At 38.8% G+C, this 26,638-nt stretch carries 24 protein-coding genes; 23 read left to right on the top strand and 1 reads right to left on the bottom strand.

What is annotated here, in order from left to right:
• The first annotated feature begins 63 nt into the window (after positions 1–63).
• From Q1B07_RS09800 to Q1B07_RS09740, 13 genes are all read left to right on the top strand, one after another.
• Entirely contained in the window at positions 64–1,017 is a 954-nt protein-coding gene (locus Q1B07_RS09800) for a carbohydrate ABC transporter permease (RefSeq protein ID WP_299088750.1), read from the top strand.
• Positions 1,014–1,886, top strand: a complete 873-nt coding sequence (locus Q1B07_RS09795; RefSeq protein ID WP_299088749.1) for a carbohydrate ABC transporter permease — start codon at positions 1,014–1,016, stop codon at positions 1,884–1,886. The genes Q1B07_RS09800 and Q1B07_RS09795 overlap by 4 nt, the downstream gene beginning before the upstream one ends.
• A gap of 41 nt (positions 1,887–1,927) precedes the next feature.
• Positions 1,928–2,593: an aspartate/glutamate racemase family protein gene (locus Q1B07_RS09790; RefSeq protein ID WP_299088747.1), complete on the top strand. Its 666-nt coding sequence runs from the start codon at positions 1,928–1,930 to the stop codon at positions 2,591–2,593.
• Between the two features lie 4 nt (positions 2,594–2,597).
• The gene (locus Q1B07_RS09785; RefSeq protein ID WP_299088746.1) at positions 2,598–4,106 is read left to right on the top strand and encodes an FGGY family carbohydrate kinase; all 1,509 of its coding nucleotides are present in this window, start codon (positions 2,598–2,600) and stop codon (positions 4,104–4,106) included.
• Between the two features lie 130 nt (positions 4,107–4,236).
• Entirely contained in the window at positions 4,237–5,052 is an 816-nt protein-coding gene (locus tag Q1B07_RS09780) for a class II fructose-bisphosphate aldolase (protein WP_299088745.1), read from the top strand.
• A gap of 41 nt (positions 5,053–5,093) precedes the next feature.
• The gene (locus tag Q1B07_RS09775) at positions 5,094–6,959 is read left to right on the top strand and encodes an MBL fold metallo-hydrolase (protein ID WP_299088743.1); all 1,866 of its coding nucleotides are present in this window, start codon (positions 5,094–5,096) and stop codon (positions 6,957–6,959) included.
• A complete protein-coding gene (locus Q1B07_RS09770; protein ID WP_299088741.1) occupies positions 6,952–9,420 on the top strand; it encodes an alpha-mannosidase in 2,469 nt (822 codons plus the stop codon). Before Q1B07_RS09775 ends, Q1B07_RS09770 begins: the two co-directional genes overlap by 8 nt.
• 108 nt (positions 9,421–9,528) lie before the next feature.
• Positions 9,529–10,191 (top strand): class II aldolase/adducin family protein, encoded by a 663-nt coding sequence (locus Q1B07_RS09765; protein ID WP_299088739.1) that lies wholly within the window; start codon positions 9,529–9,531, stop codon positions 10,189–10,191.
• Positions 10,188–11,495 (top strand): four-carbon acid sugar kinase family protein, encoded by a 1,308-nt coding sequence (locus Q1B07_RS09760; RefSeq protein ID WP_299088738.1) that lies wholly within the window; start codon positions 10,188–10,190, stop codon positions 11,493–11,495. The genes Q1B07_RS09765 and Q1B07_RS09760 overlap by 4 nt, the downstream gene beginning before the upstream one ends.
• Entirely contained in the window at positions 11,492–12,271 is a 780-nt protein-coding gene (locus tag Q1B07_RS09755; protein WP_299088737.1) for a DeoR/GlpR family DNA-binding transcription regulator, read from the top strand. Before Q1B07_RS09760 ends, Q1B07_RS09755 begins: the two co-directional genes overlap by 4 nt.
• A gap of 12 nt (positions 12,272–12,283) precedes the next feature.
• Positions 12,284–12,943, top strand: coding sequence for an SIS domain-containing protein (locus tag Q1B07_RS09750; protein WP_299088736.1), 660 nt, complete (start codon positions 12,284–12,286; stop codon positions 12,941–12,943).
• A complete protein-coding gene (locus Q1B07_RS09745) occupies positions 12,915–13,889 on the top strand; it encodes an ROK family protein (protein ID WP_299088830.1) in 975 nt (324 codons plus the stop codon). Before Q1B07_RS09750 ends, Q1B07_RS09745 begins: the two co-directional genes overlap by 29 nt.
• A gap of 150 nt (positions 13,890–14,039) precedes the next feature.
• On the top strand, positions 14,040–15,059 hold the full coding sequence (locus tag Q1B07_RS09740) for a Gfo/Idh/MocA family oxidoreductase (RefSeq protein ID WP_299088735.1): 1,020 nt from the start codon (positions 14,040–14,042) through the stop codon (positions 15,057–15,059).
• Positions 15,060–15,337: 278 nt separating this feature from the next.
• Here Q1B07_RS09740 and purF read toward each other — a convergent pair whose 3' ends face one another.
• Complete coding sequence (gene purF, locus Q1B07_RS09735; RefSeq protein WP_299088733.1) at positions 15,338–16,717, bottom strand: amidophosphoribosyltransferase; 1,380 nt, start codon at positions 16,715–16,717, stop codon at positions 15,338–15,340.
• A 166-nt stretch (positions 16,718–16,883) separates the two neighbouring features.
• Between purF and Q1B07_RS09730 the strand changes: the two genes are divergently transcribed.
• From Q1B07_RS09730 to Q1B07_RS09685, 10 genes are all read left to right on the top strand, one after another.
• On the top strand, positions 16,884–17,522 hold the full coding sequence (locus Q1B07_RS09730; protein ID WP_299088731.1) for a DUF3231 family protein: 639 nt from the start codon (positions 16,884–16,886) through the stop codon (positions 17,520–17,522).
• Positions 17,523–17,690: 168 nt separating this feature from the next.
• Positions 17,691–18,203, top strand: a complete 513-nt coding sequence (locus Q1B07_RS09725) for a DinB family protein (protein WP_299088729.1) — start codon at positions 17,691–17,693, stop codon at positions 18,201–18,203.
• Between the two features lie 164 nt (positions 18,204–18,367).
• Positions 18,368–19,477: an endospore germination permease gene (locus Q1B07_RS09720; RefSeq protein WP_299088727.1), complete on the top strand. Its 1,110-nt coding sequence runs from the start codon at positions 18,368–18,370 to the stop codon at positions 19,475–19,477.
• A gap of 214 nt (positions 19,478–19,691) precedes the next feature.
• Positions 19,692–21,431, top strand: a complete 1,740-nt coding sequence (locus Q1B07_RS09715; protein ID WP_299088725.1) for an ABC transporter ATP-binding protein — start codon at positions 19,692–19,694, stop codon at positions 21,429–21,431.
• 155 nt (positions 21,432–21,586) lie between these two features.
• Positions 21,587–22,084: an AAA family ATPase gene (locus Q1B07_RS09710; protein ID WP_299088724.1), complete on the top strand. Its 498-nt coding sequence runs from the start codon at positions 21,587–21,589 to the stop codon at positions 22,082–22,084.
• A 78-nt stretch (positions 22,085–22,162) separates the two neighbouring features.
• Complete coding sequence (locus Q1B07_RS09705; protein ID WP_299088723.1) at positions 22,163–22,558, top strand: GNAT family N-acetyltransferase; 396 nt, start codon at positions 22,163–22,165, stop codon at positions 22,556–22,558.
• A gap of 196 nt (positions 22,559–22,754) precedes the next feature.
• Positions 22,755–23,312 (top strand): TetR/AcrR family transcriptional regulator, encoded by a 558-nt coding sequence (locus Q1B07_RS09700; protein ID WP_299832654.1) that lies wholly within the window; start codon positions 22,755–22,757, stop codon positions 23,310–23,312.
• A gap of 62 nt (positions 23,313–23,374) precedes the next feature.
• Positions 23,375–24,760 carry an MFS transporter gene (locus Q1B07_RS09695; RefSeq protein ID WP_299088721.1) on the top strand — a complete coding sequence of 462 codons (1,386 nt, stop codon included), beginning with the start codon at positions 23,375–23,377 and terminating at the stop codon, positions 24,758–24,760.
• Positions 24,761–24,879: 119 nt separating this feature from the next.
• Positions 24,880–25,428, top strand: a complete 549-nt coding sequence (locus Q1B07_RS09690) for an NADPH-dependent FMN reductase (RefSeq protein WP_299088719.1) — start codon at positions 24,880–24,882, stop codon at positions 25,426–25,428.
• 399 nt (positions 25,429–25,827) lie between these two features.
• The gene (locus Q1B07_RS09685) at positions 25,828–26,589 is read left to right on the top strand and encodes a sugar phosphate isomerase/epimerase (RefSeq protein WP_299088717.1); all 762 of its coding nucleotides are present in this window, start codon (positions 25,828–25,830) and stop codon (positions 26,587–26,589) included.
• Positions 26,590–26,638: the final 49 nt, after the last annotated feature.

Below are 26,638 nucleotides of genomic sequence, written 5' to 3'. Positions count from 1 at the left end.
GTTCATGGGAGTGTATGTTTCGCTCCCTGATTACTTCATCATAGGAAAAGGGGGACTCTAAACATGCAAACCCAGGCTTCGACTGAAAATAGAGTAAAAATCAAAAATAGAAAAATCATGACACTGGAAAAAAAGGAAAGCTTACAAGGATATATCTTTGTTGCCCCTTGGTTAATAGGCTTTTTAATCCTGACAGCTGGACCAATGCTGTTTTCCTTATATGCAAGTTTTACAAACTATGATGTTACCTCCAGAATGGATTTCATCGGTATAAGTAACTATATCAGAATGTTCACCAATGACGATCTGTTTTGGATTTCATTAGGAAATACCCTCTACTATGTCTTGATATCCGTTCCCATTACCACAGCAGGTGCCGTTCTTTTAGCTGTCTTGCTAAATCAAGGAGTGCCTGGCATGAGATTTTATCGAACGATTTTCTATTTACCTGCTGTCCTATCAGGTGTCGGTGTGTATTTGCTTTGGATGCAATTATTAAGCCCGAACACCGGTCTTATTAATACCGTACTGTCTTGGGTTGGCATTACCGGTCCTGCATGGTTATTTGACCCTAATTGGACAAAACCATCCTTGATCTTTATGAAGCTATGGAGTCTTGGTGGAGGAATGCTCTTATATCTTGCCAGCTTGCAAGGTGTTTCAAAATCGCTTTATGAGGCTGCAGAAATAGATGGTGCTTCTGCATTTAAACGCTTCAGACATATCACCTTACCAATGATTACCCCGGTCATTTTCTTTGATGTTGTCACAAGTTTAATCGGCGGGTTTCAAGTTTTCCAAGAAGCCTATGTCATGAGTGAAAGCGGTAATGGCGGACCCGCAAACTCTTTGGTTTTCTTTAATTTACATATGTGGAATAAAGCCTTTGAAGTGTTTGATATGGGATATGCTATGGCGCTGTCATGGATTTTATTTATCATCATTTTGATTTTAACAGTGATAAATTTAAAACTTGCTCCAAGATGGGTGCACTATGAAGGAGATGATCATAAATGAGTGTATCTGTACAAAAGGAAGCCTATTTCCAAAGTGTCAAGGTGAAAAAACGAATATCCCAGACTATTGTCACCATGATTCTCCTAGGAGGAAGCTTGCTAATTTTGTTGCCTGTTTGGTGGATGTTTGCTACATCAATTAAACATATGGGAGAAATCATGCAATATCCTCCTACCTTTATTCCAAAAGAATGGCATTGGGAAAATTATCTTGAAACGTGGAAAGCTGCGCCCTTTACCCGCTATTTATTTAACACATTACTAATTACTGTCTTTGTCGTCTTAGGCAATGTATTAGCAAATTCGTTTATTGCGTACGGCTTTGCGAAAATCCGCTTTAAAGGGCGCAATTTCTTGTTTGCCGTCGTTTTAGCGACCATGATGATTCCAGGATTTGTCACCATGATTCCGCATTATGTTTTATTTTCGAAATTAGGTTGGTTAAATACGTATTTACCATTGATCATCCCGGCATTCTTCGGAAGCGCCTTCAATATCTTCCTGATCCGGCAATTTTATTTAACAATTCCGAACGAGTTAGTTGAAGCAGCAAAAATTGATGGGGCCAATCATTTCTATATATGGGCAAAAATTATGATTCCCCTCGCAAAGCCTGCGATTGCCACTGTTGCCATTTTCTCGTTTAACGGTGCATGGAATGATTTTTTAGGACCATTACTTTATGTGAACGAAGAATCACTTTACACGTTGCAAATAGGGCTACAAGTATTTAAAGGACAGCTGGCAACACAATGGAACTATTTAATGGCCGGATCACTATTGGTTTTACTGCCAGTTATCATCTTGTTCTTTATCTTTCAACGATACTTTATTGAAGGTATGAACTTAACTGCAGGTTCTAAAGGCTAATAATACAGACTACCTAAAAATAGGAAAGGGAGGGAACTCAGGTGGGCGAAACATTAGCGATCATTCATACCACACATGTTACAGTCGGGCCACTAAAAGATTTAGCTGCTAAATCCTTACCAAATCTTCATGTCATCAATTTTGTTGATGATTCGATTTTGCCACAGCTAGGCCAAAATGGCGGAAAACTTGAAGAAGTGCAAGGAAGACTGATTCAATACGTAAAAAATGCTGAAGCACTAGGAGCTGATATCATTTTAAACGCATGCTCATCAGTTGGAGAAATTGTTCCTATCGCAAGGGAGGAAGTATCGATCCCGATTATCCGAATCGATGAAGCAATGGCAGAAGCAGCGATTATCCGCGCGAAACGAATCGGAGTGGCTGCAACACTTGCAACAACTTTAAATCCAACTATTAGACTTCTTAAAGAAAAAGCGAAGCAGTTCTCAACAAATGCTATCTTTGAACCTGTTCTTATAGAGGAAGCATATAAGCGCTTAATCAATGGGGACAAAACGGGTCATGATGAACTACTTGCCAATGTGCTGACAAATCTTGCTGACCGATCAGAACTTGTTGTTTTAGCACAAGTATCGATGGCAAGAGTGCTTGAAAAGCTTCCAAAACCAATGCAATCGAAATTTTTAACGAGCCCTGAGCTTGGAATAGCGCAAGTTAAACAAGCACTCGAAGAAAGTAAGTGACACAATGGCGTTAATAGGGATTGATCTCGGCACAACACATTGCAAAGCAGGACTTTTTCATGAAAACGGTGATGTTATTCAGATTGCAATACGGCAAATGATTATCCTTCACGATTGCGAAGGGAATCCATTTTATCACCCGGAGGAAATATGGAACAAGATATACGAATGTCTGTCTGAAATCATGTCAAACCGAAGTGTAAAGGTTTCCGTTATCGGAATATCAAGCATGGCTGAAACAGGCTTGTTGCTTGATAGGGAGACAGGGAGAGCAAAAACAGCTTTTATACCATGGTTCAGCAGGTGTGCATTAAATGAAGCGAATCAAATTGGAAAGGAAGATGATCCTTTTCGCCGCTTTCAAAAAACTGGTTTGCATACTAGCTATAAATATGGTCTAGCCAAAATTCTTTCCTTAAAAGGGAAAGATAAAGGGATATTAAAACATGCTGTTTGGTTATCTGCTTCCGACTTTATTGCCTATAAACTGACAGGTAAGCTGGCAACCGATTATACCTTGGCTGCAAGAACGTATGCCTTTCGAATCGATCAAAAAGACTGGGATTTAGAGTGGATAAACCATTTTGAGCTGCCAAAGCAGTTGTTTCCTCAAGCTTTGCCAAGCGGAACGATCATGGGGGAAACCACCATGTCAGATCTTCAAAGGATCGGGATTGGAAAAGGAACTCCTGTTGCCATCGCCGGCCATGATCACGTATGTGCTTCCCTCGCTGTTGGAGCAGTTAAACCTGGTATTGTATTCGATTCAATAGGCACAGCTGAAACGTTAGTAGGAACACTGGAAAAAAGAGATTTATCCAAAAATGATTATGAATCAAGGCTGTCATTTGGATGCCATATCGTAGCCAACCGTTTTTTTTGGATGGGGGGAATTTCCTCCTCTGGTGGTTCAATTGAATGGTTCAGAGATCAATTATCAGACCAAACATTGTCCTATGAAGAAATCATCCGCTTATCGTTACTTGCTAAAGAAGGACCGACAGGGATTCTCTACTATCCATATTTATCTGGCAGTGGTGCACCAAACCATGATCCCGATGCAAAAGCTGCTTTTATCGGTGTTGCTGCCTCACATGAGCGTCAGGATTTGTTAAAGGCAATAATGGAAGGGACTTGTTATGAAATGGAAGCGATTCGAAGATCAGCAGAAAGGATCACAGAACATCCAATCAACCACGTAATTGTCGTTGGCGGAGGAGCCAAAAACAAAGCTTGGCTGAAAATAAAAGCGGATATTACCAACTGCCAATTAACCATTCCAAGTCTTTCAGAAGCAACTTTACTCGGAGCTGCAATGACGGCGGGAATTGGCAGCAAGGTCTATCAAAACGTAGAAGAAGCCATTTCAAGCTTACGTAACCAAAAAAAACGCATTACCCCAAACGAAAAAGCGCATCGTGACTATCGCAAAATCTATGAAATAGGATATATGAAGCTGCAGCATCCATTAAGAGATTACTATCACAGCATGACAGAGTTCGTTACCAAATAAATCATTAAAGGAGTTTACAATAATGGCAAAAAAGACGAAGCCGAAAAATGTCCTTACATTAAAAGAAGCATTAGTAATTGCCGAAAAAAACAGATATGCCATCGGCTCCTTCTCCCCAAGGTAGACACCGATGGTTCGTCCAATTTTGCGCGCGGGCCAAAAAACGCAATCACCTGTCATCGTTCAAATTTCAGAAAAAGAGCTCATACGCTATGGGATTACCCCATGCGAAATTGCGGAAGAATTTTATCAGGCGGTAGAAGAAGAGAACATCACCGTTCCGGTCGTCCTTCATCTTGATCATACAAAGCAGCTTTCCATTATTGAAGCTGCCATTGAAGCTGGTTTCACGTCGATCATGATTGACGCTTCAGAAAAAGAGCTGGATGAAAATATCAAAATAAGTAAAGAAGTCGTTGATTTTGCTCATGCAAGAGGAGTTTCTGTTGAAGCAGAGCTTGGGAAGATCGGGACAACGGACTTTGTCGAGACAGACACAGATGAAGAGCTTTACACAGATCCTCAGGAGGCATGGCAATTTGTCAACGAAACCCGATGTGATGCTTTAGCCGTATCGGTTGGAACCGCACACGGTGTTTATCATGTCCGAAAACCAAAAATAGACCTGAACCGATTAAAAGCTATACGTAATTTAACACCCGTACATTTAGTTCTTCATGGCGGTTCTGGGGTACCTGCGGAAATGATGAGAGAGGCCATCATGATTCGCAATGGAGGAATCAGTAAAGTAAATATTGCTACTGATTTAGAGCTTTCTTTGCTAGAGGCTATAGGGCGGAAGAATAGGATGACAAATCAGGAATGTAAAGCCCTTCATCAGGAGCAGTTAGTAATAGGAAGAAATGCAGTAGAAAATACAGTTATTGAAAAAATTGAACATTTCTTAGGCAGTTCAAACAAAGCGAAATCATTTCAACTTACATAAACGAAGTTTTAAATCAACAGAAATAAAGGTCGTGAATACACATGATGAGGCAAATCTCTACTAATCTTTATATCTATAAAGATACTTGTAACGTTTACGTCATAAAATCAGGGAAAAAAGCAATACTTATCGATTTTGGCAGCGGAGATGTCCTCGTACAACTGCCATCAATCGGGATCGCAGAAGTAACAGACATTTTCATGACCCATCACCATCGTGATCAAGCTCAAGGACTTGAACTTGCAGCTAGGAAAGGAATCCGAATCCGGGTCCCTCATACAGAACAGGATTTATTTCAACAAGTTGATGAGCATTGGAAGGCAAGAGTAATCGACAATAACTATAACATGAGGCAGGATCGCTTTTCCCTCCTCCGATCAGTGCCTGTTTATTCAACGTTAAAAGACTACGAAACACTCATGCTGAATGGAAGATTTTTTACGATTGTACCAACACCAGGCCACACCATTGGCTCCATTGCGATTATTGGAGAAATTGATGGCAAACAAACAGCCTTTACAGGTGATTTGATATATGCACCGGGTAAGGTATGGTCCTTATCTGCAACACAATGGTCCTATAATGGAGGCGAAGGGATTGCTTTAAGTATCCTTTCGCTCTTGGATCTAAAAGACAGAAATCCTGATGTTCTCCTGCCTTCACATGGGGAAGTGATGAATCACCCAAAAGAGGCGATCAATCTTTTAATAGACCGCTTTACAAAGCTTATGGAACAGCGCAAGCAAAATCCAAGACTGTTCCAACTAAGAGAGAATCCGTATGAACGGATCACTGAGAACCTATTAATGAATCGAACTAGTATGGCAAACTCTTATGTGCTTATCTCGAAAAGCGGTAAAGCGTTATTCCTTGATTTTGGCTATGATTTTATTGGCGGAATTCCTGCAGGTTCTGATAGAGCTTCACGTCGTCCATGGTTATATACCATTTCAACACTTAAGAAACAATTTGGAATCGATAAGATAGATGTTGTCATTCCTACACATTACCATGATGACCATGTTGCCGGTATGAATCTACTAAGGGATGTGGAAGGCACAGAAATATGGTGCCCTGAAAACTTTGCTGATATTTTGGAACATCCTAAAACGTATGATCTGCCATGTTTATGGTATGACCCAATAAACGTTGACCGCATTTTACCGCTAAAACAAAAAGTGAGATGGGAAGAGTATGAGTTCACCTTGTATCCACAAGCAGGACATACACTTTTTGCGGCGGCAATCGAGTTTGAAGTAGATGGAAAACGTGTGATCGCCATTGGTGACCAATATCAAGGAAATGAAGATGCTAACTACGTTTACCATAACAAATTTCGTATTTGGGATTATGTTGATAGCGCCTTACTCTACAAAACTCTTAAACCAGATCTCCTTCTTTCAGGACATTGGGATCCGATTTTCGTAACGGACGATTACCTTGAACAAATCGAAAAAAACGGAAGATTACTAGAAAAAATTCATCATGAGCTATTGCCTTTAGAGGAAATCGACTTTGGCGCAGAGGGATTTGGGGCAGTTATTCAACCATACCAGCAGACGGTCAATCAAGGTGAAACATTTACGATGACGATTGAAATAAAAAATCCATTTAACGTGGAAAAAGAAATTACAGCGAAAATACAAGCACCTCATGGCTGGGTAATAGAGATGAGTGAATTTAATGCAATTGTACCTAGTAAAGAAACAAGCCAATTTTCAACAACGGTATCTGTACCAAAAGAAGCCGTTGGCTATCGAGAACGAATCGCTGTTGATATAACCGTTGGGGAGCAGCGCTTTGGTCAGCAGGCCGAAGCATTAATTTCGATTCAACAACCATTAATTTGTTCAACAGCGATGGAACCAAGCTTTAACATGACATTTGGAGGGAAAAAAGATGACTGAAAAAACAACCGTTGTACAGGAAAAACAACGATCCAAAACGAAGGAGCAAACATTGCATATGATAGGAAATGCCCACCTAGACCCTGTTTGGTTATGGCAGTGGCAAGAAGGCTTTCAGGAAACAAAAGCTACGTTTCGTTCAGCACTTGACCGGATGAAGGAATACCCTGATTTTGTGTTTACAAATAGCTCTGCTGCAAATTATGAGTGGATCGAAAATAATGAACCTGAAATGTTTGAAGAAATCAAACAACGAATTAAAGAAGGTCGTTGGGAAATCGTCGGCGGCTGGTGGGTGCAGCCCGACTGCAATTTACCGGGCGGAGAATCCTTTGTTCGTCAAGGACTCTATGGACAACGCTATTTTCAAGAAAAATTCGGGGTGACGGCGAAGGTCGGCTACAATGTTGACAGCTTTGGGCATCATGGCATGCTGCCGCAGATCTTAAAAAAAAGCGGCATGGATTATTACATCTTCATGCGTCCAAGTCCACAAGAAAAAGGGCTCCCAAGCAGGCTGTTCTGGTGGGAATCAGATGACGGCTCCCGGGTATTAGCATTTAGAATCCCTTTTGAATATTGTACCTGGGGCAAAGATTTAGATAAGCATATCCGCCGTAATGCCGGAGAATTAAAAGCACCATTTGATGATTTAATGTGCTTTTACGGTGTCGGTAACCATGGCGGCGGTCCAACGAAGGAAAATATTGAAAGTATCAAACGTTTAAACGAAGATCCAACATTCCCTTCATTAGTCTTTAGCACACCGAATAAGTTCTTTGAGGAATTAATAAAAAAGAATCTTCCATTTCCATCTGTACACGATGACTTACAGCATCATGCCAGCGGTTGTTATGCTGTTCATTCAGGCATTAAAAAATGGAATCGGGAAGCAGAAAACATGTTAATTAAAGCAGAAAAATTCTCTGCTATCGCTAATTGGGTAACGGACCAAATCTATCCAATCCATGAGTATGACCGAGCTTGGAAAAATGTTTTATTCAATCAATTCCATGATATTTTAGCAGGAACGAGCTTAGAGGAAGCGTACGAGGATGCAAGGAATATGCATGGTGAAGCAATGTCAATCGGCAGCAGAGGATTAAATTATGCGGTTCAATCCTTGTCATGGAGAATTGATATTGAGGAAGTAGAGGGAATGAAGCCAATTGTTGTCTTTAATCCGCACTCATGGAATAGCAGGGTGAACGTCGAACTTGAAGTCGGCGGCTTAAAAGAAGGCGATATTTTAGTAGATGAAGAAGGTAAGCAAATTCCATTGCAAACTGTTCAATCACATGCAACAGCAGGCGGACGCTATCGAGTGAGCTTTATCGCAGAGCTTCCATCTATGGGATACCGCGTCTATAAATTGCTGCGCGCTGAAGCTTCAAAAGAGTTTCCTTGCTTACCTTCAATTGATACCATTCTAGAAAACGATACATTCCGGGTTGAAATTGATGCAGAGACTGGTTTTATTACAAGCTTGTTTGATAAAACAAAGGAGCTCGAATTACTGGATGGCCCAGCAGCAAGACCAATTGTCATCCATGACACGAGTGATACTTGGTCACATAATGTTCTCCAGTTTAAAGAAGAAGCAGGCTCATTTAAGGCGAAAAGCGTAAAACGCGTTGAGCATGGACCAGTTAAGTCGGTAATTCGCGTCATTAGTGAATACGGCAAATCCACTCTCGTACAAGACTTTACGATCTATAAAGAATTAGATCAAATTGATGTTCATTGCACGTTAAACTGGCAGGAGCAATTCAAGCTTCTAAAGCTAAAATTCCCAGTAGACCTCGTATTTAGAAAAGCGACCTATGAGATCCCTTATGGAACGATTGTAAGGGAGTGTAATGGAGAAGAAGAGCCTGGCCAGAATTGGATTGATGTATCAGGCACACATCAAAAGACAGGAGAAATGTATGGATTAAGCATTCTGAATGATGGAAAGTATAGCTTTGATATTCATAACAAGGAAATGAGCATGACGGTTCTGCGCAGCCCGATTTACGCTCATCATGATCCATTAGTTCCTGGTGAAGATGGCCATTATTCTTTTATTGATCAAGGAATCCAAACTTTCACCTATTCCATCCTTCCACATAAAGGGAACTGGGAAACAGCCGGAACTGTCAAACGAGCAGCGGAATTAAATCAGAAGCCGGTCACGATCATTGAAACCTATCATAAAGGAGATTTGCCGCAGAAAGATTCCTTTTTATCTGTTGATGTCGACAATGTGATTGTAAGTGTTGTAAAGAAAGCGGAAGACAATGATGATCTCATCGTTCGTGCCTACAAAACAGCAAATGATGCTACAACAGCGATTATCACGCTGCCTAAATGGAACAGACAAATTAAAGCACAGTTTCATCCATCTGAAATTAAGACATTCCGTATTCCCGCAAATGAATCAGAACCAGTAACAGAAACGAATCTACTTGAATGGGAATAATAGCGGACTGTCGCTAAATTTAAAATATTCAGACCTATAGTAATTCAAAGCCAATTTACTTGTGTTTGTTCTTCGGAGGGGGATCTCCCCTCTATAATAGGAAGTGAGGTGCTTCTTTTGATTCCACTTGTTCAAGAATTAAAACAATTAGGACGTTATATGATCAATAAACAGCTTGCATGGGGGAATGCCGGCAATATCAGTGCACGACACGGAGAAGAAAGCTGCTTTATTACCGCTAGCGGTACATATCTTGGAGAATTAGCAGATAATGATCTCATTGAGTGCCAATTTAATGCCTGCCTCTCCGATTATAAGAGAAAGCCATCTAAGGAAATGCCGATGCATCGTGCTGTTTATCAAGAAAGACCTGAAATCCAAGCTGTTCTCCATGCTTCACCATTTTATAGCACGATGGCGGCTTGCACCGGGATCGAACTGCCATCAAATCTCTTTGTTGAATCCATGTATTATCTCGAACGAGTTGAACGAATTCCCTATTATCACCCTGGTTCTAACGAGCTCGGAGAAGCCGTCAGAAAGAAAGCGATTAAAGCTAACATCCTCTTGCTGGAAAATCATGGTGTACTCGTATATGATACGAGTATCAAAGAAGCACGAATGGCGCTTGAAACGTTGGAAATGGTGTCCCGAATGATAATCACCGCAAAGGCGTGTGGGACAGAATTCAAGCCTTTATCTTTTGACACAGCAGAGGATTTTCTTCACTACTCTGGCTATAAACCTAAAAGGAAGTGGCAAATGCAATGATCGGTGTTGTAGCAGATGATATAACAGGTGCAAATGATATAGGAATTATGTTTGCAAAATCAAATTATACCGTTGACGTCTATTCGTCCATCCAGTCCGAAGACAAACAACTAAACGGCACAGATGTCCTTATACTTGATACAAATTCCAGATTTGATGAGGCAAAAACCGCCTATCAGAAGGTTTTTCAAGCAACGAAGGAATTACACAAACGAGGAGTCACACAGTTTTTCAATAAAACCTGCTCTGTGTTTAGGGGGAATATCGGGGCTGAATTTGATGCTATGCTCGATGCACTTGATGAAGATTTTGCGATTGTTGTGCTTGGATTCCCTAAGAACGGGAGAAAAACCATACAGGGCATCCATTATGTACACGGTCAGCCTTTAGAAGATTCAGAGTTCCGCCATGATCCTGTTCACCCTATGACATGCTCTAACTTAGTCGATATACTAAAATCACAGACTAATAGAAAAGTAACAAACATAAAAGAAGGAATTATTAAACAAGGTTCAGAAATACTTAGAGAGATCATTTATGCTCTAAAAAAAGACTATCAATATGTCATTATGGATGTGACAGACCAAGCGGATTTGAAAACAATCGCAAATGCCGTATATGACTTCAAGATATTAGCTGGCAGCTCAGCATTAGCGGAGGAACTTCCAGCTGTAATTGGAAAAAAGCCCGAACAAACGCTTCCAAAAAACGTCCCTGAATACCATCAGGGAAAAGGATTATTTTGTGCTGCAGGAAGCTTGATGCCGCAAACATTTGAACAAATCGAGTATATGAGGGCACGCGGTGCAAGCGTTTTTGAGCTAGACAGCCTTTGCTTACTAGATAAGGAACGATTCACAAGCAGCAAAACACAGCTATTAAATGTGATGGTAACTGAGATCAATCAAGGGAAAAATGTCATACTTCATTCAACAAATGATCCTTTAAAAGTGAAAGAAACAAAACAAAAAGCCTTCCAGCAAGGAATAAGTAATCGAGAAATCTCACAGTTGGTATCAAGCACCCTTGCAGAAATGACAAAAGCTGTTCTTCAACAAACAGGGCAAAAACGATTTGTTATTGCTGGCGGTGATACATCAGCAGCAGTCTGTCACAGACTAAATATAAGCGGGATAAGAGTGTGGAAAGAAATACAGCCTGGTTTGCCATCTTGCATATCTTTAAAAAATGATCCTATGTTATTTGTCTTAAAATCTGGAAGCTTTGGACATCGAGACTTTATTAAACAAGCGTTTCTTCACTTAAAAGAGCAATTACTAGAGCCAGGGGGAGTCGTCAGATGATTGTGGCGGAACGACGTAAGATGATTAGAGAGAAATTAATCAAAAACAAAAGTGTCAAAGTTTCAGAACTCGTAGAATTGCTGCATGTTTCCGAGGAAACGATTCGACGAGATTTAGCACAGCTGGAAAAAGAGGGAATTGCTGAAAAAAATTATGGCGGGGCAATCTTAATCGAAGAGCCGCTAAGCCAATCAATTATTCTTCCGGTAGACGAACGTACGCAACAATTCTCCAAGGAAAAAGAAGCAATTGGAAAAGCGGCTGCCCAATTAGTAAAAGAGGGACAAATTATTATATTGGATGCAGGCTCTACTACTTGGTATGTAGCAAAAAACTTGCCGGAAAGCGGGAATCTGACCGTTATCACAAATGCCATGAACGTAGCGGAAGAATGCAGCAAAGATGATTCAGCTTCTATTTATTTATTAGGGGGAAAATTAAGGAAAAACTCGATGAGCCTTGTCGGACCGCAAGCTGAAATTGAATTACAAAATTATAATGCCGATTATGTATTTCTAGGAACATCTGGAATCTCATTGAGACAAGGCTTTACAAGCTCAGACTTATATGAAGCAAATATGAAAAAAGCAATGGTTCGCGCAGGACAAAAAATCGTTGTTGTTGCAGACCATAGCAAACTCCAAAAAGCCGGTCTGACCACATTTTGTCAATTTGAAGAAACAAATATCTTCATTACGAGCGAACTGGCTAATAAAGAAATGATTAAGGAATTTAAGAATCGGGGCATAGAGGTCATTATTGCTCCTGTAGAATAGGCGGTAGAAAAGATGAATCAGGAATTAACTCGATTAGTAAAAAAATATCCCGAACTAACCGCCTGTATGGCTGATATTGAAGAAGCTTTTCTTATTCTGAAAAATTGTTATTACAAAGGCGGAAAGCTTTTGCTCTGCGGGAATGGCGGGAGCGCTTCTGATTGTGAGCATATTGTTGGAGAATTAATGAAAGGGTTCCTTTTAAAAAGACCTGTTGACCAAAATTTACAAAAAAGTCTTTTTGAGGTTGCTCCGGCTGATGCAGAAAACTTGATCAACCATCTGCAGGGAGCCCTTCCAGCTATATCATTGAGTAACCATTCGGCACTTATGACAGCCTTTGCAAATGATGTTGACCCATCTCTAGTTTTCGCACAGCAGGTTGTGGGCTATGGGAAAAACGGGGATGTGTTATTAGGCATTAGTACTTCAGGCAATTCAAAAAATGTGCTTCAAGCCTTAAAAGTAGCAAAAGCAAAGAGTATGTGCACAATTGGTTTAACCGGGAGAAACGGCGGGGAAATGAACGAAATTTGCGATGTGACGATAAATGTTCCATGGGATGATACACCTTCGATACAGGAAAGACATCTGCCCATTTATCACTCATTATGTATCATGCTGGAGGAGGAGTTTTTTGGGAATGCAAAGAAATCTATTAGCAGGACTTGATATTGGCGGGACAAAATGTGCTGTAACAATTGGCAGCATAATTGATTCTCGGATTGAGATTCTTGAAAAGAAACAATTCCCAACACCGCCATCACCTGAACAAGCAATAAAACAACTGGAAGATATGTTAGATCATATCCTCCAAGCCTTGAATTTAAGCTCGATTAATGCCATTGGGATCAGCTGTGGAGGCCCTCTTAATAGTAAAAGAGGTTTGATCCTTTCCCCCCCTAATCTTTCTAATTGGGATAAGGTAGATATCATAACCCCTTTTCATGAAAAATACGGTGTTCCCGTAGGATTGCAGAATGATGCAAATGCTTGTGCTTTAGCAGAGTGGAAATGGGGAGCAGGTCAAGGTGCATCAAATATGATTTTTTTAACCTTTGGCACAGGGATGGGAGCAGGGCTTATTTTAAATGGGAATTTATATACTGGAACAAATGATATGGCAGGAGAAGTCGGTCATATCCGACTTGCAGAAGAGGGTCCGCTCGGGTATGGAAAATTCGGTTCCTTTGAGGGCTTTTGCAGCGGCGGGGGAATTGCCAATTTAGCAAAAAAGATGACCGAAGCTGCTATTCATAAAGGAAAGACACCATCATTCTGCCCTTCATTGGAGGATAAAGAAAAAATAACAGCAAAAAGCGTTGGAATAGCTGCACAGAACGGCGATCCGCTTGCAATAGAAGTTTATCATGAAGTAGGCCGCAAATTAGGCAGGGGATTAGCCATCTTAGTCGATCTCCTTAATCCGGAAAGAATTATTATCGGCAGTATTTATGGACGTCAACAGAACATATTAGAGCCAATTGTTAAAGAAGAACTCCAAAAAGAATCCTTAAGTATATCACATTCCGTTTGCAAGGTTATACCTTCAGGTTTAGGAGAACATGTTGGAGATTTTGCCAGTTTGTCAGTTGCTTTACATACGATTGAGAAATAAAAAAAGGGTCAAGTTTTTATTTAGGTTTCACACCTATCTATGACGTGAGGGGAGTAAATAACAAATCGCTTCTGTTGTTTATTCCTCTGACATCAATAGATTTCACAACATTTGAAACGATTTCTTTTACTAATTTAAGGAGGTTCTTCCATGTTAAATGTTGCTATGCTAAGCAAATGGCATGTCCATGCTGATGATTATGCACGTCAGGCGTCTGAAAATGAAAACATATCCATTAAAATTGTCTGGGATGAAAACGAGGAACGGGGGAAAAAATGGGCTGAAAAGCTTGATGTGCCCTTTGAAGCTGATTTACTAAAAGTCTTACAAAACCCTGAGATTGATGCCGTTATTGTTGATACACCAACAAATCTACACAAGGAAATCATTATTCTTGCAGCAAAACATAAAAAACATGTTTTCACCGAAAAAGTGTTAGCTTTTACAGTTCAAGATTGTGATGAGATCTTCTCTGCCATTAAGGAAAATAATGTAAAGTTAATGGTGTCATTACCAAGGCTAACAGAAGACTATTACATATTTGCTCAAGAAACCATTGATAAGGGGCTTTTAGGACGTTTAACATCCATCCGGTGCCGTTTAGCACATAATGGCGCAGTTCCTTTCGAAGGAAACCCAACTGGCTGGCTTCCTGGGCATTTCTTCCACAAAGAAGAGTGTGGCGGTGGTTCGTTTATTGACCTCGGCGCCCATCCAATCTACTTAACGAACCGACTTGCTGGTCCTGTAAAAGCTGTAACTGCACGCTTGCAAAACACATTAGGCTATGAGGTGGATGATAATGCAGTCGCAGTCATTGAATATGAATCAGGAGCACTTGGAACTCTAGAAACCGGATTTTTATCAAACGGAAGTCCATTTCAGCTTGAATTGTATGGAACAGAAGGGACATTATTAATTGAAGACCATTCAATTCGTGTGAAAAGCAAGCAGTTAGGTGATGGATGGATTATTCCTGAGCAAATTCCTGAATCGCTTCAAAGTCCGATGGTTCAATGGGTAAATAACATCGTAGGGAATATCGAGCCTTCCATTACTGATGAAGATATTCGAAACTTAACTTTAATAAATCAAGCAGCAAGCCTTTCTAATGAGCAGAAAAGACGAGTAGTAACCACTGAAATAACAAATATAAGGCAACAGGCATAATCAACTAAGAAATATGAAAAGTACAGAGCGGCTATTTAAATGGCCGCTCTCTACTACAAACGGAAATTGTCAGTTTTTGCGCTTCCCCAGGAAATGAATCATTTTATTTGGACTGTTTAATAAGTGCTTCACGGTCATCTGCTTGTGGCGGGTCCTTTGCCAGCCATGTTTGATCAACATTTGTATGACTACTCACAATGTATCCTCTTTTAAAGCTCACCTATCAAAGTCTTTTCCTGTTATCATTCTTCATCCAGTCAAGATTATCCATGATAAATTTACTCAAGGTAAAGTTTAGTTGGATAAGCTCCGCTAAAGCATGCTATACAACGGCTGCTTGTTTCAGCCATATCAACTTTTACTGCCTCTAATAGCCCTTCCGTACTTAAAAAAGCCAATGAATCTGCGCCGATCGCTTTTCCCATTGCTTGCTCATGCTCATGCACATTAGCAAATAATTCTTCCTTCGTCGGCATATCAATCCCATAAAAAAATGGATTCCGTACCATGGGCGAGCTAATTCGGACATGAACCTCTTTAGCGCCAGCCTGCCGAATTAATTGAACAATTCGCTTGCTTGTTGTTCCTCTTACGATGGAATCATCAACAAGCACTACTTTTTTTCCTTCGAGAATTTCTTGTACCGCACTTAATTTGAGACGAACCGCTAATTCGCGTAATTCTTGAGTTGGTTCAATAAAGGACCTGCCGGCATATGGATTTTTGATTAATCCCATTTCATATGGAATACCTGATTGTTGAGCAAAGCCAATAGCAGCGGGAACGCTCGAGTCAGGAACAGCGACTACCACATCCGCTTCTGTTGGATGTTCTTTTGCCAATATTTGCCCCAGCTCCTTGCGAATCGATAAAACACTTCTCCCTTGGATCACACTGTCAGGACGGGCAAAATAGACGAATTCAAAAGAACAAAGAGAAAGGTTTTCTTTTGCGGCAAATCGCCCTGTCTTCACTCCTTGTTCATCAACAAGAAGCCATTCACCAGGCTCTACGTCGCGCCAAAACTTAGCATCAACAGCCTTCAACGCACATGTCTCTGACGCAGCAACAATAGCATCCCCAATTTTCCCAAGTGAGAGAGGACGCAAACCATTGCGATCAAGAGCGATCAGCATTTGTTTTTCTGTCATGATAAGCAGGGCAAAAGACCCGTCAAGCTTTTTTAACACATCAGGGGCTGCTTCTCCAAACAATTTTTTCTTAGAGCGGGCGATAAGATGGGCAATAATCTCTGTATCAGTCGTCGTTTGAAAAATGCTCCCTTGCTGTTGTAAAATATTTCGTTCAAATCCTGCATTTACTAAATTTCCGTTATGGGCTACAGCTAAATCACCTTCACTATATTTAAAAACAAGCGGCTGTGCATTTTGCAATAAACTCATGCCTGTAGTTGAATAACGAACATGACCGATTGCCATATTGCCGCTTAAGCCATTTAGAATGTCTCGTGTAAACACCTGAGTTACTAATCCCATTCCATGATGGTGTTTAAATGATTTGCCATCACTTACCACAATTCCCGCACTCTCTTGGCCGCGATGCTGCAGAGCGTGAAGCCCATAATACGTTAAATCAGCGGCTTTAGGATGATTAAAAATCCCAAACACACCGCATTTCTCTGTCATTTCCGATGACATTCCAATCCCTCCGAATCACATCATTTTTCCTATTTTTTACTTAAGAATAAATTCTATCCTCAATTATTTACGAGATATAGGAGATGGACTAGGAGGAAGATATTTTTCAATTTATAAAGTAAAGAAAATTGGAGATATTAAGGAAAAAAGTAGGAGGGTTGATTGTATGCCTTCAAGTCAAGCACCTATCTCATCCTCAGAATTAGCTAATTTGTGGATGACTTATCAAGAAAAAACAATGATTTTAAGAATGTTGGAGCATTTTATTGAACACGCTGGAGTTGAAGAAAAAAAACTGTTGCAAATGCATTATTCAGGTACACTCGAAAATATAGACAGATTGAAAAGTATTTTTCAGCAGGAAGGTGCAGTTTTACCGATTGGTTTTACAGAAGGCGATATCCATAAAGGGGTTCCAAAACTTTTTGATCATATGTTTGATAATGAGAAAGTAAAACAATATCTTGTTAAAGGGATGAAATTATCAAAAAAAATTGAGATCGAACTTGGTGAATATTTAAGGCAAAGCTTTATTGAACCTCCAGCCAGTCATGCCGGAAAAGCCACAACTTCTAAAGCAGCTCCATTTTCTGATAAAATAATGCTGTACAATACAAGTTTGCTGTCTTCATTTGGGCTCGGAAGCAATGCAATAGGAAGTGCTTTTAGCTTACGTAGCGACTTGCCATTTAAAATGGCTTTTTTGGCAAAGAATATATACTCGGAAGGTGCAAAAATCATGTTAGAAAATGGTTGGCTGGAAGAACCTCCACAAATTGAGGACAGGAATGAGCTAACGAAATAAACGACTTAACAGGAGCCTATAGAAAATGGCTCTTTTTTTCTTCTCACATTAAATATATTACATCTAAAATGTTTTTTACAATAATCCCCAAAAAAACAAGGGATTTAGCAATCTGTATAGAACCTTAAAAAGGAAAGTTGATCCCTATTGAAGCAAGGAGGATTCCAAATGAAACAGCAAACAATCGAGCTGTATGATTATCATGATTGGGCAAACCAAAAAGTTTTTGAGCACTTGAAGGAACTGCCGAGAAGCATTTACCAGAAGAAGATTCAAAGCGTTTTTTCGTCGATCTCTGAAGTGTTGGTGCATATATATTTAACCGATATAACCTGGTTGGGAGTCATGTCCAACAAAAGTTATCACGAAATAGCAGAAAATAATAATCAAGTACTCGAGAAAGTTAACGGAAAAAGTTTAGAAGAAATGGAGATCATGTATAGAGAATTATCCATAGAAATGAAAGAATTTTTTAAACACTATGACTTCGATCAAAGAATATACCCTGAACATCCAACCTATGGCCGACTGGAAACAAATATATTTGAATTAGTCCAGCATGTTGTCAATCACGGAACCTGTCATCGAGGGAATATAACAGCTATGCTGCGGCAATTAGGTTTTCAAGGTATTGGCACTGATTATGTTTTTTATTTGTATGTTAAGAAAACTGGCAAGTAGTTCTAAAGACACCCTTTTCCTTCAAGGCAGTTTCAAAAAGTTCAGCTTTTTGAAACTGCCTTTATACATACCCTCCAGCAAATCCTGCTTTTGGATAGGATACCAATCTTTTGTAAATACTATCAACAATTTAATGGAAGCATTTCAATCCTCAAGGTGATAGAATGAAGCAGGAAAAAATTAGTGCACTGCAATTACTATATATAATCGTAGGATTTCAAATTGGCAATACGTTTGTATTTGGTTTAGGCGGAGGAGCCAAACAAGATGCTTGGATCGTTATTCTAGTCGCAATGACTGGTGGTTTTATTTTGATGTTTGTCTATACGAAATTATCGAATTATTATCCAAATGATACATTGATTGAAATGATCCCTAAAATCATCGGTAAGTTTATGGCATTCCCGTTTATTTTGATCTATATTAGCTATTTTACCTATTTAGCTGCTCGTGCTTGTCGGGATTTCGCTGAAATCTTAGCAGCATCCATGCTGGTTAAAACACCTATGGTAATCATTATCGGAAGTTTTATGATCTTAATCGTGTATTGTTTTCGCGGGGGAGTTGAGTCCTTCGGCAGAATGGGAGAAGCCGTTATTCCATTTTATATTATGTCTTTAAGTATCATCTGGGTGCTTTTGTTAACTGTAAGAGAATTCAATATTCAGCAGCTTACCCCAATTCTAGGAAATGGTCCGAAACCGATTATTAAAGAAGTTTTTCCTATGGTATTAACATTCCCATTTGGAGAAGCGATCATCATCACGATGTTTTTCCCTTATTTAAACAAAATGAATGAAAAAAGAATAGCAGGAATGACTGCCATCTTCCTCACCGGTATGATCATGACCGTTAATTTGATTATGGTTTTATCTGTATTAGGCCCTGAAATATACAGTAAAGATTTCTTCCCGCTGCTTACTGCAGCTCGGATGGTTTCCATTGCAGATTTCCTGGAACGATTTGATGCCTTAGTTATTTTAACGATGTTAGCCGGCGTGTTTTTTAAAATTGGCGGCTGGACATTCGGTTCAGCAGTTGGAATTGCCCAACTATTTAAATTAAAACAAAATCGCTCTGTATACATTGGAATGGGAATGATCATCACTCCCTTATCCCTTTTAATCGCATCAAACCAAATACGTCATAATGAAATTGGTTTGGATTATTTCACATTATACTTTCATGTCCCGTTACAAATTCTCTTTCCATTATTATTGCTTTGTATTGCATTTTTGCGAAACAAGTTCCAATCTAAAAATAATCCAAAATAGCTATAAGTCACCATTAAAAAATAAAAGGAATTTCAAAAAAAATACGGAATATTATTATTTATCTAGAAAAAAGGAGGCTATTATAATGAAAAACTTTGTGACGAAATTAGAACCAACATATAAGGGTGCAACATTTACTTAACTGACATAACGTGTTTGCCCTTATATGTGAGACAGATGCATAATGAAACTCGAACATACAAGGAGCAAATGGATGAATACGAAATTCAAAAAATTTCTTTCTTATTACAAACCGTATTTAAGATTGTTTTCGGCTGTTTTAACCTGTACTTTTATCGTGTCTGCGATTTCGTTAAGCTATCCATTATTGACGCGATATATAACGAAAGATGTGCTTGAAGGAAATATCGCAAACGCACTTACAGAAATTTATTTGATTGGCGCTTTGATGATTTTATTAGTTATGATTCAAAATCTATGTAACTTTTTTTCGGATTATCAAGGACATAAGCTTGGTGCCATGATGGAAAGTGATATGCGTAACGAATTATTTGATCACTTTCAAAAATTATCATTTCGTTTTTATGATAAGCAAAAAACAGGGCAATTAATGTCGAGAATTACAAATGATTTACTTTTGTTATCTGAATTGTATCATCATGGTCCTGAGGATTACCTTAGATATCTTGTAAAGTTTGTAGGTGCCTTTGTGATCTTAATAATGATCAATGTCAAATTAACGTTGGCTGTCTTTATGTTTTTACCGCCCATGGCGTTTTTTGCCTTGTTTTTAAATAAACGAATAAATGCAGCTATTAAAAGAAATAAAGCGAGAATTGCTGATATTAATTCACAGGTGGAGGACAGCCTTTCAGGGATTCGAGTTGTAAAATCATTTGCGAATGAAGAAATTGAAAAGGATAAATTCGCATTTGAAAATAATCGCTTTCTTGAAAGCAGAAAAAGCACCTATCGAAATGAGGCCTATTTATACAATGGAATGGAAACGTTTATCCAGCTCATTACCGTTACCGTTATTGTGTTTGGCGGTGTGAACATTGTAAATGCTTCGTTAGATCTGGCTGATTTAATCACATTTTTATTATATATAGGCCATCTAATAGAGCCTTTACAAAAGTTAACCCATATGACGATGCAGTACCAGGAAGGCATTACCGGCTTTGAACGATTTATGGAAATACTAGAGATTGAACCGGAAATTCAAGACTCAAAAGATGCAATTGAATTAAATGATGTAAATGGAGACATAGAGTTTAAACATGTTAGCTTCAAATATCTTGATACCCATGACTATGTTTTGGAAAATATATCTCTAGACGTTAAAGCAGGGGACTATATTGCATTAGTTGGTCCATCCGGAGCCGGAAAAACAACATTGTGTTCGCTCATCCCCCGCTTTTATGAAGTAAGAGAGGGAGAAATATTATTAGATGGGATCAATATCAAGGATATTAGCCTGAATTCTTTAAGAAGGAACATAGGAGTAGTCCAGCAGGATGTCTATTTATTTGCCGGAACCGTCCTGGATAATATCCGCTATGGAAAACCAAATGCAACGAAAGAGGAAATTATTGAAGCAGCAAAAAAGGCCAATGCCCACGAATTTATAATGGGATTACCCCATGGGTATGAAACTGATATCGGTCAACGAGGAGTGACCTTATCCGGCGGCCAAAAACAACGATTGAGCATTGCACGCGTCTTTTTAAAAAACCCGCCTGTTCTTATTTTTGATGAAGCAACAAGCGCTTTGGATAATGAGAGTGAACGAGTCGTACAGGAGGCATTAGAAGAACTAGCAAAAAATCGAACTACATTTGTTATTGCTCACCGACTATCAACCATTCGAAATGCCAAAAGGGTTGTTGTTCTAACAGATCAAGGAATTGATGAAGAAGGAACACATGAAGAATTATTGGCATATGAAGGGACCTATGCCCATTTATATCAAATGCAATTTAAGATAAGTTGAATGATGATTGGGATTGCTGCGGCAATCCTTTTCTTTTAGTAAGAAAAAGAAAATTCTTTCAGAGATTACAGGACAATGTCCATGGTAACAAAAGTAATAAGATATAAAGACATAGCATGAAAAAGATGATTCTACTATCTTATGGAGTGATCATTATGGATAAAAAATTACCACTATTTATTGTTACTGGAGCAAGCGGTACTGGGAAAAGCACAGTCGTACCCTATATTCGTGAGTTGTTAGAGGATTTAGATGTGTTTGATATTGATGTAATACAACATGATGTCGAAGACTGGCAAAAGCTTAAAAATATCTGGGTAAAGGTTGCAAGTCACATCGCTAAAAGTCAACGAATGACAGTATTATGCGGAACCATGCTGCCTTGGGAGGTAGAAAAATGCGATGATTTTCAAGAATTTAGTAAGATTTATTATGTAAACCTTCATTGTGATGATCAGACCCGTGAAAAACGTTTGCGTGACAGAGGCTGGTCAACGGAACTTATACAGGAGCACAAAGACTTTGCAAAATGGCTAATCGAAAATGCAGATGAAGCTTTTGACCCCATAATGCCGACAATCGAAACAACATATACTCCTATAAATGAAGTTGCTCTTAAAATAAAAGAATGGGTTACAAAATATGCTGAATAAATGATTTTCCTCCGAATGAATAATCCAAGCTCTAAAATATTTGCAGTTTCATAAATTTTGATTTTGGGAGAGAGAAGAGTGAGATATTTGATAAAAATAAATCCTTTCATTGCTAATCATGAAGTCCCAGATTTAAGGGAAGTGATTGGCTGGGAAAGACGTGATGAAGACTATCCTATATTATTTAAACACTGCAATTTCTGGGCAGGAGTACGAAATGAAGAAGAAAGACTGATTGGATTTGGATATATTTCAGGGATGGGCTTACAGCATGGCTATATGGAGGACATTCTCGTACATCCTGATTATCAAAAGCAAGGAATTGGTGTTAAGTTAGTAAAACAGCTATTGAACGAAGCTGAACGATTTGGAATAGAAATTGTTACCTTGACTTTTAACTCGAAACACTTGAAATTTTACGAATCATGCGGCTTCACTGCTTGTCATGGCGGAGTGTGGAGGAAACATAATTAACATGTCCTGTTAAAAAAATTCCAATAAAAAGATTGACAATAATTAACATCCATCATATGATAAAAATGACAGTGATCACTGTCATAAAGCAAGCCCCTTATTAGTAGGGTTATTCTGCTAATTAAAATAGAGATAAAGTTTATACATTAAGGGTGAGAATATGGAAAGCCAGCAAAAGCTAAGCAATTCAGACAAAATGATGATTACAGCAATCAATTTAATTTCAGAAAAAGGCTACAATAGTGTAACAACAAAGGAGATTGCGGAAGAAGCTGGTTTTAGTGAAAAAACATTATTCCGTCATTTTGGAAGTAAACAAAATCTGCTTGAAACTGCCTTTAATCGATTTCATTATTCAGAAGAGATGAAGACACTTTATAGCGAAAAGTTGGTCTGGGATCTCCAAACTGATTTGCTTTTGATCAGTCGCAAATACCATGAACTGATGAATCGCAACCGAAAAATGATCCAAATCAGCATTAAAGAGGCTGGAAATTTACCACCTGGGTTCTTGGAAAAAACCCAAGAACATCCGAAACAATTTCTGGACATTCTGACGGAATATTTTTCCCAAATGCAGGAAAAAAGAAAGATGATTCAAACAAAGGCAGATGTGCAGGCCCTTTCATTCATGTTTATGAACTTTGGTGCTTTTATGAATAAATTAGATGACTCATCAAGCTTTACTACGGTATCACTTGATGAGTTTATCAAAGAGAGTGTTCAACTCTTTGCTAGGGCTTTAACTCCCTAGTTTTTATTTGCACAGAATGTCAGTCAGTACTGACATACCTATTTTAAATATGGAGGTTTATAATGGAAACGAAAATAACGGCTAATAACCAGAAACTAATCTTTTTACTAATGGTTACTCTTATTTTTTCAGCAATGAGTGGTACCATTTTCAACATTGTCCTTCCTCAAATAAGTGAGGAATTTGAGTTAAGTATCTCAGAAGTAAGTTGGATCTCTTCTGCTTATGGTCTGATTTATGCGATAGGAGCAGTGACTTACGGGAAGCTCGCTGACCTGTACAAATTAAAAAATTTATTGACCGTTGGACTGTTGTTGTTTGCAGGAGGATCACTGCTTGGTCTTGTCTCGCAAACTTTCTGGCTCATCCTTGTTGCAAGATGTCTGCAGGCAATGGGAGCTGCCGCTATCCCCGCTACAGCCATGATTATACCCATTCGATATTTTCCTCCAAAAAATAGGGGATATGCTTCTGGAATGGCCGCATCAGGTTTGGCAATCGGAACAGCGATCGGTCCCATTATTTCAGCTCTCATTATTAGCATAGCACATTGGCGTTGGTTATTCAGTATCACGCTCCTTATCTTGCTTGTCCTTCCTTTTTATCGAAAATACCTCGGAGATGAGGTAGGTGAAGGTGGAGGCTTCGATTGGATTGGATGTGCAAGTCTTGGTGGAACCGTTGTTATGCTACTATTGGGTGTTTCAAATGGTTCTTGGTTCTTACTAGTCGGAAGCTTACCTCTCCTGATACTCTTCATTGCGCGGATTCATAAAGCATCTGATCCATTCGTACAGCCTAAGCTCTTTAAAAACAAACAATATACATTTAGTTTAGTTCTATTCTTTCTGATCAATTCGATTGGTTATTCATTATATTTTCTTAGCCCGTTACTTCTTTCTAATGTGCAGAACTTGTCTTCAAACTGGATTGGCTTTGTGCTCGTTCCTGCAGCTGTTGCTTCAGCAGTATTTGGACGAAAGGGTGGAAAGCTCGCAGATAAAAAAGGGGCTTCCTTTTTGTTTTTTATTACTTCAGGGTTGTTAATCATTTGTTTTATGTTACTTTTTACTTTCACCGAAAGTTCTCCGATATGGATCGCTGGCTTTCTGATTTCAGGAAATGTCGGGCAAACTTTTATGATGATCGCGATGACACTTTTCGTTTCATTTATCTTGCCGAAGGAGCAAACAGGAGTAGGAATGGGGCTTTTATCGATGTCAAATTTCATTTCCGCCAGTATAGCAACAGGAATTTATGCAAAGATCGTTGATATCGGAGCAAATAACCATATCAATCCTCTTGTATCTAACTCGTCTAGTTTTATATACAGCAACATATATTTTGTATTGTTTATCTTGCATGCAGGAATTCTCTTGCTCTATTATTTTCTGCTTGTCAAGGGATATAGAAACAAAGTTCAATTAAATACTAGGTTAAAAGCATAGTGCAATTTTCCACTATAAAAAATGAAAGGATGTGATGCAGCCTATTCATGTAAATAAAAATAGTGCAGATGGTTACTTATATCCTTAAAAAAACTTTTATGAATAGCGAGGGAAGTATGATGAAAAATGAAGCATTGAGAATTGGGATTATTTTAGGAAGTACACGCCCAGGGCGGGTAAGTCCTCAAGTAGGAAATTGGGTAAAAGAAATTGCTGACAAACGCGGGGATGCATATTATGAAATCGTTGATTTAGCAGATTTCAAGTTACCTTTTTTAGGAGAATCAGGAGGGGAAAAACAAGTGAGAGCCTGGTCAGAGAAAATTAATAGCCTAGATGGATTTGTGTTTGTCACAGCTGAATATAATCACAGCATCTCAGGTGTATTAAAAAATGCACTTGATCTAATTCGAACAGAATGGAATGATAAAGCAGCAGGCATCGTAAGCTACGGTTCAACGGGAGGAGCACGGGCTGCAGAACATTCACGTGGAATATTAGGAGAACTGCATGTTGCGGACGTTCAAATCCACCCAACGTTATCTATCTTTACCGACTTTCAAAACTTTAACCAATTTAAGCCTACTGAGCTCCACCTTAATAATATAAACGGAATGTTGGACCAAGTGATTAAATGGTCTGCTGCCTTAAAAACAATTCGTGTATAGTTTTTGGTAAAAATTAAATGAAAAACTAGAAGGAAGTAGCCTCGGTACAGCTATCAGTTTTTGAACTGTTGCCGCGGCTACATCTTTTTTTGTTTAAAATTTAACCTAAATTAAACTTACTCTTTATTTGCTACTATTGATACGAGGAAAGATTCCCCTATATATTTATAGTAAAATAAATTAGATTTTCAACCTGCCCTTGATGACTATAGCAATTTAAGCAAAACTTTCCTTCTATCAGAGCAACATGGATAAAGAAATGTAGCGGAATTTTCTCTATGATTAGGGTAAGAGTTTTCATGCTCAAAATAAATCCTTTTGAAAAATGTAACTTAACCCTTTTTAGGACTTAGAAAATAAGTATTCAAAAAGCAGTTATCTATTTAAGGAAGTGAAAAAATGAGATTTGGGTGTTGTACAGATATAAACCATTCAGCCATTGTGAAAGAAGCCGGTTTTGACTTTTTAGAATGTACAGTTGTCTCTTTAGTACCTGACAATGATGGTGATTATGAAAAGATTTTAAATAGATATAAACAAAGTTCATTACCTGTTGAAGCCTGTAATATTTTTTTACCAGGAAACCTAAAAATTGTCGGAAATGAAATTAATCATGGAGCTGTTGAAAGTTATGTTGAGAAAGCACTCTCAAGGGTAAAACAAATCGGTGCTAGAACAGTTGTATTCGGAAGCGGCAGATCCCGGTCTATGCCAGAGTCCTTTTCCCGTGAGAAAGGTGAGGAACAAATCTTAATGTTTCTAGATATGGTAGCCGATTACGCGGACCCTTTAGGGATTACGATTGTGATTGAACCATTGAATCGAAAGGAAAGCAACATGATTAATAGTGTTCCAGAAGCTGTAGAAATCGCTAAAAAAGTGAACCGAGACTCTATACAGGTGCTGGCTGATTCCTATCATATGGATGAAGAAAAAGAACCAATTGAACATCTTTTTACAGCTAAGGATCATCTCAAACATATTCATGTTGCCGATACAAACAGATTTGCTCCAGGAACAGGTAAGTATCCTTATGAAACGTTTGTTCATTGTTTAAAGCAAGCCAATTATGACGGCTTGGTCTCTATTGAATGCAATTGGAAAGACTTTGAAACAGAAATCTTTCAAACCAGACATTTTTTACAAAAACTGTTTGAATAAAATCATGTGAAATTTCAGTATAATCAGTTACTCCTTTTTTGGTTTTCCT

It is taken from the genome of uncultured Metabacillus sp. (assembly GCF_947503125.1).
GTDB lineage: Bacteria > Bacillota > Bacilli > Bacillales > Bacillaceae > Metabacillus.
Note: the sequence above shows the minus strand (reverse complement) of the source record. Positions and strands in the feature narration are given on the sequence as shown.